At 54.6% G+C, this 10,923-nt stretch carries 12 protein-coding genes; 7 read left to right on the top strand and 5 right to left on the bottom strand.

Translation table 11 applies throughout. From position 1 onward, the window contains the following. A partial coding sequence (locus ENI00_RS00720) for a DUF1338 domain-containing protein (RefSeq protein WP_304097349.1) occupies positions 1 to 614 on the bottom strand: 614 nt, incomplete at its 3' end. Further along, on the bottom strand, positions 604 to 1,749 hold the full coding sequence (locus ENI00_RS00715; RefSeq protein WP_304097346.1) for an arginine N-succinyltransferase: 1,146 nt from the start codon (positions 1,747 to 1,749) through the stop codon (positions 604 to 606). The genes ENI00_RS00715 and ENI00_RS00720, both read right to left, overlap by 11 nt. A gap of 126 nt (positions 1,750 to 1,875) precedes the next feature. On the opposite strand from ENI00_RS00715, the gene ENI00_RS00710 reads away from it, so the two are divergent. Together ENI00_RS00710 and ENI00_RS00705 are read left to right on the top strand one after the other, a co-directional pair. Beyond that, a complete protein-coding gene (locus ENI00_RS00710; RefSeq protein WP_304097344.1) occupies positions 1,876 to 2,304 on the top strand; it encodes an Lrp/AsnC family transcriptional regulator in 429 nt (142 codons plus the stop codon). 128 nt (positions 2,305 to 2,432) lie between these two features. Next, on the top strand, positions 2,433 to 4,115 hold the full coding sequence (locus tag ENI00_RS00705) for an AMP-binding protein (protein WP_304097340.1): 1,683 nt from the start codon (positions 2,433 to 2,435) through the stop codon (positions 4,113 to 4,115). Positions 4,116 to 4,246: 131 nt separating this feature from the next. Here the strand turns inward: ENI00_RS00705 and ENI00_RS00700 are convergent, their stop codons facing one another. Beyond that, the gene (locus ENI00_RS00700; RefSeq protein WP_304097337.1) at positions 4,247 to 4,426 is read right to left on the bottom strand and encodes a hypothetical protein; all 180 of its coding nucleotides are present in this window, start codon (positions 4,424 to 4,426) and stop codon (positions 4,247 to 4,249) included. Between the two features lie 127 nt (positions 4,427 to 4,553). On the opposite strand from ENI00_RS00700, the gene ENI00_RS00695 reads away from it, so the two are divergent. Then, positions 4,554 to 5,453: a LysR family transcriptional regulator gene (locus ENI00_RS00695; protein ID WP_304097333.1), complete on the top strand. Its 900-nt coding sequence runs from the start codon at positions 4,554 to 4,556 to the stop codon at positions 5,451 to 5,453. Positions 5,454 to 5,486: 33 nt separating this feature from the next. On the opposite strand, the gene ENI00_RS00690 is transcribed toward ENI00_RS00695, so the two are convergent. Further along, positions 5,487 to 6,107 carry a lysozyme-like domain containing protein gene (locus tag ENI00_RS00690; RefSeq protein ID WP_304097352.1) on the bottom strand — a complete coding sequence of 207 codons (621 nt, stop codon included), beginning with the start codon at positions 6,105 to 6,107 and terminating at the stop codon, positions 5,487 to 5,489. 188 nt (positions 6,108 to 6,295) lie between these two features. Here ENI00_RS00690 and ENI00_RS00685 point away from each other — a divergent pair, with 188 nt between their 5' ends. Further along, positions 6,296 to 7,114, top strand: coding sequence for a DUF2059 domain-containing protein (locus ENI00_RS00685; RefSeq protein WP_304097328.1), 819 nt, complete (start codon positions 6,296 to 6,298; stop codon positions 7,112 to 7,114). Between the two features lie 90 nt (positions 7,115 to 7,204). Here the strand turns inward: ENI00_RS00685 and ENI00_RS00680 are convergent, their stop codons facing one another. Continuing rightward, positions 7,205 to 7,483 carry a peptidylprolyl isomerase gene (locus ENI00_RS00680; protein WP_304097325.1) on the bottom strand — a complete coding sequence of 93 codons (279 nt, stop codon included), beginning with the start codon at positions 7,481 to 7,483 and terminating at the stop codon, positions 7,205 to 7,207. 185 nt (positions 7,484 to 7,668) lie between these two features. On the opposite strand from ENI00_RS00680, the gene ENI00_RS00675 reads away from it, so the two are divergent. The 3 genes from ENI00_RS00675 (at position 7,669) to ENI00_RS00665 (ending at position 10,907) form a co-directional block, all read left to right on the top strand. Next, positions 7,669 to 9,255, top strand: a complete 1,587-nt coding sequence (locus tag ENI00_RS00675) for an ABC-F family ATPase (protein ID WP_304097322.1) — start codon at positions 7,669 to 7,671, stop codon at positions 9,253 to 9,255. A 173-nt stretch (positions 9,256 to 9,428) separates the two neighbouring features. Then, positions 9,429 to 9,968: a DUF1415 domain-containing protein gene (locus ENI00_RS00670; RefSeq protein WP_304097320.1), complete on the top strand. Its 540-nt coding sequence runs from the start codon at positions 9,429 to 9,431 to the stop codon at positions 9,966 to 9,968. Positions 9,969 to 10,175: 207 nt separating this feature from the next. Beyond that, a complete protein-coding gene (locus ENI00_RS00665) occupies positions 10,176 to 10,907 on the top strand; it encodes a spermidine synthase (protein ID WP_304097317.1) in 732 nt (243 codons plus the stop codon). Positions 10,908 to 10,923 lie beyond the last annotated feature (16 nt).

Below are 10,923 nucleotides of genomic sequence, written 5' to 3'. Positions count from 1 at the left end.
GGAGAACCTTTTACCTCACCGCCGGACGCGTTCACCGCAAAGCCGTTATCCTTGAGGAGCTGGTTTATATCGGCCAACGTCTCAAACTGCTGCAGGTTGTTAACGCTCACCGTGAAATGATTCGCCCGGTAGCCCCAGGCCGCGAGCCAGGCGGCGTATTCGCTTTCTTCCAGCAGCGAGCGGTAGGTGTCGTAACCCAGATTCCAGTGTCGGCCGGAATACAGAAAGTTGTCGGCGGAAACCTGTTCTGTTGTTATCCCTGCGATCAGAGCTTTCACGGTGGTCTGAAGCGCCGGTGAGCATTGCTCCGTCAGCAGTTCTGAAATGAAGACTCTGGGAGCTTCCGGATCCGGATGTTCATAATGCCGGGCATAGAGCTTTTTGCTTTCAAAGTGATATTCACCCCCTACACGGTAGCCAAGAGCAAGAAAATGCTCCGCGAGCGCCTCCAGGCCAACCGGCCGCAGGTTGAACGTCCGCAGGGCAATGTGATCGTTAAGAATAGCGTTGCCTTCTTCCGCACCCAGAATCCGGTGAATTTGCGCCGCCGAGGGCGTGACATCACGATAATTCTGCCAAAGTTTCTCAAACAGAGCGTTGCGATCAGTGTGCATAATTCAGTTCCTTAACGGTATGTCGGGTTTGTGCTGGCGCTGACTGATTCAAGGGCAGAATGCGCGCGAGGCTGCCGTTCCCCAGGCGCAGTTTTGCCGCCAGGGTTCGGGGAATAACCAGCGTGCCGGGTGCCTGATTACCCGCCGGGTTTGATGACACTGACGGCGCAGACGCTTCAGGCGTGATCGTTGCCCGGAAATCCGCGGTACCGGTATTGGTTATCAACATGGGTTCGTTGCTCCGAAAGCAGGCACGGGCGCGAGCAGGGGCACCGTCGTCAGCCGTGACCGTTTCGTTCACTGTAACCGTGCACGCTGAAGAGGATCTCACGCTGTGTATATTCGCCAGCGTGCACTCAACGGTCGGCCCCGCATCAAACAGGTCTATCAATCCTTTGTGTTCAAAGCCTTCCGTTTCCAGTATGCGCAACGCCGGGCGGGTAAGGTTGTGTACCTGGCCGAGAACGGCCCGGGCCTCCTGGCTCATCAGGCAGGTGTACAGAGGATGCGAAGGCATCAGCTCATCGATAAAATCAGTGTAGCCTGTTCCCACAAGGTGGGTAGCGCGGTCGAAATCCATGTCGACAAAATGCGCTTTCAGCCAATTCCAGAAAGGCGACTGTCCCGACGCATCGGAAACGCCGCGCATTTCGGCGATAACGTTGTCTGAAAAACGTTCAGGATGCAGCGCCATAAACAGAAAGCGCACCCGGGAAAGCAGTTTGCCCGCGTGGGGCCTGCGGAACTCAGGCCGTAAATACAGCGAGCAGATTTCAGAGTAACCGGTGTAATGGCTGCAGCGTGTAAGGGTTTCCACACTCCTGCGAAGATCGAGATGCCTTGAGTGACGGGTAACGGTATTGCGACGGAAGTGATAAAGCGGTCGGGTATGTCCGGCGTTTGCTTCTATGCCGGTGGTGCCCATTATTTCTCCCGTGGCTTCATCTTCCAGCACAAACAGATAATGCTCATCCCCCGGTTTTATTACCAGGCGCTCAAAACTGTCCATTGAATGGGCGATCTTGCGAGAGAGAACATCCCGGTCAGGCGTCAGCGACGTAAATCCGGGGCCAGATTCCGTGGCTATTTGAAAAAGCGTTTCCAGATCCCGGTCGGTGATGGGGCGAATGATCATGGGCTGAAACCTGACATTGATTGACACAATTTCGACACAGTATGAAGCGTTGCTCCAACAAGTTGCAGATGCAATTTGAGCAAATTGATCTATACTTTCAACACAATGGCAGAGTGATTAATCAAAATGATCGGAAGCAAGGACCAGAAGCTGCTCATGCTGCTGCGGCAAAATGCCAGAACCAGCATTACCGAGTTGGCCAGAGCTGTGCACGTGTCGCGCTCAACCGTGCAAAACCGGATTGCGCGGCTGGAGGCAAGCGGCGTTATCGCAGGCTACTCGGTGCAGTTAGGTGGTGCTTATGTGTCCAGCCAGGTTGAGGCCCACTGCTCAATAAAAGTCGCCCAAAAATTGACGGCAAGAACAAACTCGGCGCTTGAAGGTATAAGTCAGGTTTCGCAACTGTTCTCGGTAAGCGGCGAGTACGATCTTATTGCGATCGTGCAGGCTCAGTCTTTGGAAGAGCTGAGCGCTGTGTTGGATGAGATCGGTAATCTTGACGGTGTTGAACGCACTAACTCAGCCGTGGTTCTCGAGACCCGGTTCCGGCGTTAAGCGGCTAGTCGGAAGGGTGTTTTACGTCATTGAGCTCCCTGAAAATCCCGTTACTATGAAGAAGGCCTGTCTTCGGGCTTCTGTGCAGGCTCAATCGGGCGCGCGATAACAACAACAAGGAGTTTTTAATGGCCGTGGATCCTCTGAAGCAGACGTCTTTGCACTGCCTGTATTACTGGGCGACACAGAGCCCTGACAAGCCTTACCTGACACAGCCTTTTCCAGACGGCACAGTCGAGGACATTACCTGGAAGCAGGCCGCTGATCAGGTATCGCGAATGGCGGCTCATATACGCAGCCTTGAACTTCCGGCACGCAGCACTATCGCCATTCTGGGCAAAAACAGTGCGCACTGGATTCTTTCGGATCTGGCCATATGGGCGGCAGGGCATGTGTCCGTGCCGCTGTACCCCACTCTCAACGGTGAGTCCGCGGCTTATATTTTTGAGCACAGCGAGGCAAAGTTGTTGTTCCTCGGAAAACTCGACGGAGCGGCGGACGGTTGGGACGATATAAAAGGCCATATTCCCCCGGGGCTCCCGATTATTTCCTTGCCCATGTCGCCGATGGATGATGTGCCCAAGTGGTTGGATATTATTGTTGACAACGAACCCGCGTCGCCGAGCATGCCCGATCCGGATTCCCTGGCCACCATTGCTTACACCTCAGGAAGTACGGGCCGTCCCAAAGGGGTGATGCACAGTTTTAAAGCGATGATGTCTGTTGCCGATGGGTTGCAACAGATGTTCACAGCGTCATCCGATGACCGCATGCTTTCCTACCTTCCGCTGGCGCACGTGGCTGAGCGGGCGGCGGTGGAAACCCAGTCGCTGTATTTCGGTTTTCATGTGTATTTCGCGAACACTCTGGACACGTTTCAGCAGGATTTACAGCGCGCCCGGCCCACCCTGTTTTTCTCGGTTCCCCGCTTGTGGATGAAATTCTATCTTGGCGTGAACGCAAAACTGCCGCTGAAAAAGCAGGCGTTACTGTTCAAAATTCCGTTCCTGAATTCGATCGTAAAAAAGAAAGTGCTCAAACAATTGGGGCTGGATCATTGCCGCGCCGCGCTAACCGGAGCGGCACCTTTGTCGGAAGAAATTATCACCTGGTATCGCAGCCTCGGGTTGGAATTGCTGGAGGTTTACGGCATGACCGAGAATTTCGGGTACTCCCATGCCAGCCGCCCGGGGCAGGCCAGAACAGGCTTTGTGGGCATCGCGAATCCTGGCGTTGAACACCGCATTGGCGATGAAGGCGAGCTGCAGGTAAGAAGCGCGAGCATGATGCTGGGTTATTATCGAAACGACGAAAAAACCCGTGAAGACATTACCGCTGACGGTTTTCTTAAAACCGGTGATATGGGGGAGATCGATGCCGATGGCTACCTGCGCATCACGGGCAGAGTGAAAGATCTCTTCAAAACCTCCAAGGGCAAGTACGTGGTGCCGGTACCTATTGAAAACCGTTTTAATCACCCTTCGGTAGAGGTTGTTTGTGCCGCCGGCGCCAACCAGCCGCAACCGTGTCTGATGTTGCTGCTATCGGAAGCAATCCGCAATGCGCTCACAGCCGGCATGAACCGCGATGAGCTCGAACAGGAACTGATGAGCGAATTGAACGCGGTGAACAAAGGCTGCGAGGCGCACGAAAAAATTGCGTTCGTGGTTTTAGTGAAAGAGCCCTGGACGATGGAAAACGGAATGCTGACGCCCACGATGAAGATCAAGCGCAACGTCATTGAGGACGTTTATAACCCTAAAATGGACGGATGGTTCGAACAGCAAAAGAAAGTGATCTGGGAATTCTGACGGCACAATGCAAAACGCCGACAGTACCCTGTAAAGGCTGTCGGCGTTTTCAGTCTGGCTGTCCGTTTCAGAGCTGCGCGAAGGCGCAGCTCTTTGCTTCTGCCTGACTGTAATCAGCGGTCGCTCTGCATTCAGGCGATATCGGGTGTTACACCAACCACCGTCCGGCGGTTAAACGAACGCAGTTTACGGCTCATAAACTGAACCGCTATCTTCGTGGCCGCACGGGTGTGCTGGCTTCTCACCGCAGCACTATTGTGGAGGATGCTGGATGGTAGCGGTTGAACGGTTGCGATATGTCTTTGAGTCATAGCGAATTCCTCCTTATAGGGTGAGTTAGTAACGGAACCAATCCGAATCTACACTTAATGATAAAGGTATTTTTTTGCAGCTTAAATACGTTAAACTCCGTACTCACGTTGCAAATATGCAGTAGCTATGGACTGGGATTATCTTCGATATATACACGCTTTGGCAATAGGCGGAACCCTCGCAAAAGCCGGAGAATTACTGGGTGTGCATCAAACCACGGTTTTGCGTCGGCTGGACCAGATGGAGGAGTCGTTGGGTGTGCAGTTTTTTGAACGCAGCCGGGATGGATTACAGCTCACACCGGCGGGTGAGACCGCGTTCCGCAATGCTGAAAAGCTGGCCGTCGAGATGGAGAATCTCGAGCGAAAACTGGTAGGGCAAGACTCGGCACCTGTGGGCAAAGTACGTTTGGCCGCAGAAGACACGATGATGAGCGAGCTGCTTGGCCCCGTTCTGGCTGACCTGGTCCGTGAGTTTCCCGATATTGAGCTGGAAGTACTCACCGACAACGACGTAACCAACCTTAGCCATCGGGAGGCAGATTTGACGTTGCGCCCGGAAAACAAACCCCAGGCGACGCTGGAGGGTGAGCGCATTGCGTCGATCGAGTCTGCGGTATACGGCTCTGGCGCCTATTGCCGGCGCCACCGCGCGATGGACATTGAACATCACCCTGAAGGCTGTCTCTGGATTGTTCCTGATGATTCTTTCAGTCACCTGGCGACGGGGCGTTGGTATCGCAAGCATCTGAAAAACGTTACGTCCGTCATTCGTTGCAACAGCCTGCACGCAATGCATGCGCTGGCGCGCTCAGGTGCAGGCCTTGCGGTTCTTCCGTGTTATCTGGGTGAAGGCACCAAAACGCTGCGCCGCCTGTCGGATCCTATTGAAGGCGAAAGTGTCGATCTATGGGTGCACGTAAGCCAGGATACCCAGCAAATGGCCAGGGTTCGCATTGTGATGGAGTTTCTGGTGGAACGCCTGCGGGCCCAGGCACCAGCTATTGAGTTCAACCCAAAGGCGTGATTGCTATGTCATTGGTCAACAGACAATCGATCGTCAGCTGCAAAACGGCCAGAACTGATACCAGTGCCAGCACTGGAACTCCTGCTCACAGGATTTGAGCTGATTATCGTAACGGAAGGCGCGGCTTTGAACCCTTGAAGCCAGCGCTGTAATTTCAGGCTTGCGAGCGAACGTTTTTCTGGCGTAACCACCACGACCCTCATGGTAAGCCAGATAGAGCTGGCGCGGATTATGGAAGGGAATGCCAAGCTCTTGATGGGTGAGATTGTTATACCAACCCACAAAATCCAATGCGTATTCCATATCGGTGCGTACGGTGAACAAGCCCTCGCCATTGGCAGCGAGGTATTCCTGCCACGCAGGATCCAGTGCCTGCGCATAGCCATACGCAGTGCTTGGCCTCGCCCAGGGGACAAAGCCCCACAGCCGGGTTCTGGGTGGCTGAGCGTGGCTGCGGAACGACGATTCGTAGTAAACGAATGCCATCTGGGTCGCAATGGGCGAGCCCCAACGCTCCTGGGAATCACGAGCGTAGTCGTACCAAACTGCGTGTTCCCGAAAAATATCGCACAGATCGTCCGGATTCACGGGCGGGTCGGGCGCCAGCAGACTAAAACGCAGTGTTGCCCACGTGCCGATCAGTACTCCGAGAATCGGAAATCCGTACCATTTTGCACGGGATCGCCACCGATCGCCGCGGCTTTGGCGCCGTCGCTTGCGGGGCCGGGCGGTTTGCCAGAATTTTCCTACCAAACTGTCATCTCCACAACCCATGGATTGCTTGCTCAGGGGTGGGTGCTCGTGTCATAAACGCAGCATCCACCCAACAGGATACTAGTTAAATGAAGCTTGGCACTCTAGTTAAACCTCTTTTAATCACCAGCTTGTTTCTGGCTGGCCCAGTCATAGCGGCGCCCAGTGCCCAACAGGTTTTGGCCGCATCGCCTGTCGACGATATTATTGATCGCTACCCCGCAATGATCAGCGAAGGCATTCGCGAGGGTTTGAAGCGCAGCCAGCAGGTGCCTCCGATGGTTGCAGACACCATTGGCTACGTGGTCACCAATAGCTTTCGCGCTGCAGACATAGAACAGCAGATTGTCAAAAACCTGGAACAGGATCTCTCTGCGGTACAACTTGAAGCGGTCGAGAGCTGGTACAAAACGCCCGTTGCCCGGAAAATTTCGACGGCAGAAATCGCGGCCTCGGATCCGGCTGTCTGGAAGCAGGTTCAGGCTGGGGCTGCTGAGTTGAACAAGAAGTACAAGGACACCGCCCGAGCCAGGATGTTTGATCGATTTGACCGTGCATCCCGCGCTACCGAAAGCGCCGTGGACACCACCATTGCTGTGCAGTTGGGTTTGGCAACGGCCATGTCGGCGTTCAGCGATGATTCGAATAATTACGATGAGCTCAAGCGCAACATCGAGAACCAGCGCGATAAAATTCGAGGCATTGTGGAGCAGCAGGTGTACGACAGCTATTTGTACACCTATGAAAAAATCAGCGCTCAAGAGATGGGGTTGTATATCGACTTTCTTGAAAGCGGCCCGGGGAGTGCGTTTTCAAAAACCGTTACCCGAAGCATTCAACAGGCCATTACCGATCCGATTGAATCCATCGGTAACCAGATGGCGCGTTTTCTTACACCGCAAAAGTAGGCTGATACAGGCGGAAAAAGCCTGTATCGCCATTGAGAGAGACCCCTGGAACCGTCAGGAGCCAATCAACAAGCCGGATAGGGCCAAAGGCTAGCTGCGGCTGGTGACTTCCAGCAGGTGGTAGCCAAACTGGGTTTTGACGGGGCCAATGACCGTGTTCAGATCGCCGCTGAATACGACCTTATCGAACTCGGGGACCATCTGCCCGGGGCCAAAAGATCCCAGGTCGCCGCCGCTGCGGCCGGAGGGGCAGGAAGAGTGCTGCTTCGCGACTTCTGCGAAATCCTGGCCACCTTCAATGGATTTCTTCAGCTCTTCACACTTTGATTCGCTGTCTACCAGAATGTGGCGTGCGGTTGCCTGTGTCATGGTCAGTTTCCTTTATGTGTCAGATAGAATGCGTCTTACGCAGGAGAATGCTGCCCGTCCCCTTCGTTTGAGGCAAGCCTTTTTATCGGTGTTTCTGCGGCCTCACGATTATCCCTGCAAACCTGTACAATGCCGGCTTTCTTTAGCCGGCGCGGCGCCGGCCCTCACATCTATAGGTTTGTTTCTTGATTTCTACTGCCAATATCACCATGCAATTCGGGGCGAAACCCCTGTTTGAAAATGTTTCTGCCAAGTTCGGCAACGGCAATCGCTACGGCCTGATCGGCGCGAACGGCAGCGGCAAGTCCACTCTGATGAAAATTCTCGGTGGCGACCTTGAGCCTTCCGGAGGTCAGGTCATGCTGGAGCCTAACGTTCGCCTGGGTAAGCTCCGGCAGGATCAGTTTGCCTACGAGACCTGCTCGGTCATGGATACCGTGATCATGGGCCACGAAGAGCTGTGGGAAGTTAAAAGAGAGCGTGATCGCATTTATTCGCTTGCCCATATGAGCGAAGAAGACGGTATGGCGGTTGCGGATCTGGAAGTGCAGTTTGCGGAAATGGACGGTTACACCGCCGAATCCCGTGCCGGCGAACTGCTTATGGGGCTGGACATTCCGCTGGAACAACATGAAGGGCCCATGAGCAGCCTTGCGCCAGGCTGGAAATTGCGAGTCTTGCTGGCTCAGGCGCTGTTCTCGGACCCGGATGTTCTGTTACTGGACGAGCCCACCAACCACCTGGATATCAACACCATCCGCTGGCTGGAAAACATTCTGGTTGCTCGCAACAGCACCATGATCATTATTTCCCACGACCGTCACTTCCTGAACAGCGTCTGCACCCACATGGCAGACCTGGATTACCGCGAGTTGAGGCTGTTCCCGGGCAACTATGACGAGTACATGACCGCCGCGACCCAGGCCCGTGAGCGTATGCTCTCGGATAACGCAAAAAAGAAGGCACAGATTGCGGAGTTGCAGCAGTTTGTAAGCCGCTTTTCTGCCAACGCCTCGAAAGCGAAACAGGCCACTTCCCGCGCCCGCCAGATCGATAAAATCCAGCTGGATGAGGTAAAACCCTCCAGCCGTGTTAATCCGTTCATCCGTTTTGAGCAAGGCAAAAAACTGCATCGCCAAGCGGTAACCCTCCGGGAACTGACCAAGGGTTTCAATGACAAGGCGTTGTTCAACAAGTTGAACCTGAAAGTGGAAGCCGGTGAGCGGGTGGCGATTATCGGCCCCAACGGTATTGGTAAAACCACTTTGTTGCAGTGCCTGGCAGGCGTGTACGAGCCAGACAGCGGTGAGGTGAAGTGGACGGACAGCGCCGAGGTTGGCTATTACGCCCAGGATCACACCGCGGATTTCGCCGCGGACGACACCTTGTCGGATTGGATGGCTCAGTGGACAACGGGCGGTGAGCAACTGATAAGAGGCACCCTCGGCCGCATGCTGTTTTCCGGCGACGACATCAGTAAATCGGTGCGGGTTATCTCCGGTGGTGAGCAGGGGCGCATGTTGTTTGGCAAGCTGATTCTGCAAAAGCCCAACGTGATGTTGATGGATGAGCCCACTAACCACCTGGATATGGAGTCCATTGAGTCGCTGAACCTGGCGCTTGAGAACTATCCCGGCACGCTGATTTTTGTTAGCCACGATCGTGAGTTTGTGTCTTCGCTGGCAACCCGGATTATTGAATTGACGCCTGAGGGCATTACCGACTTCAGTGGCAGCTATGATGATTATCTGCGTAGTCAGGGGTACTTTTAAGATCTACAGATACTTTGGGGGTCGGGCAGTCGGGCGGGACTGTCCAAAAACCGCTGTGAATACGTCCGTGTACGCTTGGCTCCGCCATCCATGGCTCCGCACATTTTTGGACAGTCCCGCCCGACTGCTCGGTCTGACTTTGTGGATTGGGCCAACCATACGAGGAATTTCGATTGAGCGAAACTGCGGTAGTTGAAGCAACCCGAAAGTGGGTCGAAAACGTTGTCGTTGGTTACAACCTGTGCCCGTTTGCCAAACGAGAATTGGTGAGAGATCGGGTCCGGTTTGTGGTCTGCGAGGCTGATAACGAGGACGCACTGCTCCAGGCCCTCCAAACCGAACTTCTGCACCTGGACGATGAACCGGAAATCGAAACCACCCTGCTGATTCATCCCCACGTATTGCAGGATTTCGCGCTCTACAATGAATTTCTGGGCGCCGCGGATGGGTTGCTCACGTATCTGGACATGGAAGGTATTTACCAAATCGCCAGCTTTCATCCGGACTACCAGTTTGCAGACACGGCCCCGAATGCGGCGGAGAACTACACCAATCGTTCCCCGTTCCCCATGCTGCACCTGTTGCGGGAAGCCAGCCTGGAAGCCGCGATTGACAGCCATCCGGATGTGGATGGGATTCCGCCCCATAATATTGAGCTGATGAATAAGCTGGGCTCTGAGAAAATGCGGGGAATCCTTGTTGCTTGTCATTAGAATTTGCAAGAAGCCGGGGAGTAGATCAAAAAAGCCGGTGGTTGGCCCCCTCCCAAAAATGTGCGGAGCCATGGATGGCGGAGCCAAGCGTACACGGACGTATTTACAGCGGTTTTTGGGAGGGGGCCAATCACCGGCGACTGCACGGAGCCAAATTCAAGCCGGCCCGGGGCCAAGCAACCAATAGCTATAAAAAGAGGCAATACCGTGGGACGTCTGTTCGAGCAACTTGATAGCCAGCCCTCCGAAATCGGTGAGATCACACTTCGCCGTCGGCGCATCCCGGCGCTGGGCGACCGGGATATTTTCGAGGTAAAACTTGGAGAAGAATTTCTCATGTCCAGCATGTTTGTGGACGCCGAAGTTGCCCTCTCGGATCTTGGCTTGGGTGAAACCGAAGGCGACAACCTGAGCGTCGTCGTCGGTGGCCTGGGGCTCGGCTACACCGCCGTAGCCGCGCTCAAACACGAACGCGTCGCGGAATTGCTGATTGTCGAATATCTGGAGCCGGTTATCCGCTGGCATCAGCAAGAATACGTGCCCCTTGGCAAAGACATCAACGCCGATGCGCGCAGCCGATACATTCACGGCAGCTTCTTTGATCTGGCCATTGCCGATCCCGAGAGAGGGGGCTTCGACCCCGAAGCGCCCGGCAAAGCGTTCGATGCCATCCTCCTGGACATCGACCACTCACCCCGCGCCCTTCTGAACGACTCGAACGCCAGCTTCTACACCACCCGAAACATCGCCCGAATGGCCGAGCAACTCACACCCCGTGGTATCTTTGCCATGTGGTCCAACGAAGGTGAAGACGCCGTATTTATGGACGTGTTGCGTGAGGTGTTCACTGAGGTAGTCTGCCATGTGGTGAGCTTCTACAACCCGTTCCAGAACAGAGAATCGTTCAACACCGTTTACGTAGCCCGCAAACCGGGCTGAACTGACCGGAGCTTGT

It is taken from the genome of Marinobacter antarcticus, from assembly GCF_011049865.1.
Lineage (GTDB): Bacteria > Pseudomonadota > Gammaproteobacteria > Pseudomonadales > Oleiphilaceae > Marinobacter > Marinobacter antarcticus_A.
The sequence above is the reverse complement of the archived record's forward strand: the minus strand, read 5'-3'. Positions and strand labels throughout refer to the sequence as shown.

Coding starts and splice junctions, on each gene's coding strand:
- ENI00_RS00685 (WP_304097328.1), top strand. CDS start 6,296: ATGAAGCTTGGCACTCTAGTTAAACCTCTTTTAATCACCAGCTTGTTT.
- ENI00_RS00700 (WP_304097337.1), bottom strand. CDS start 4,426: ATGACTCAAAGACATATCGCAACCGTTCAACCGCTACCATCCAGCATC.
- ENI00_RS00710 (WP_304097344.1), top strand. CDS start 1,876: ATGATCGGAAGCAAGGACCAGAAGCTGCTCATGCTGCTGCGGCAAAAT.
- ENI00_RS00695 (WP_304097333.1), top strand. CDS start 4,554: ATGGACTGGGATTATCTTCGATATATACACGCTTTGGCAATAGGCGGA.
- ENI00_RS00715 (WP_304097346.1), bottom strand. CDS start 1,749: ATGATCATTCGCCCCATCACCGACCGGGATCTGGAAACGCTTTTTCAA.
- ENI00_RS00705 (WP_304097340.1), top strand. CDS start 2,433: ATGGCCGTGGATCCTCTGAAGCAGACGTCTTTGCACTGCCTGTATTAC.
- ENI00_RS00680 (WP_304097325.1), bottom strand. CDS start 7,483: ATGACACAGGCAACCGCACGCCACATTCTGGTAGACAGCGAATCAAAG.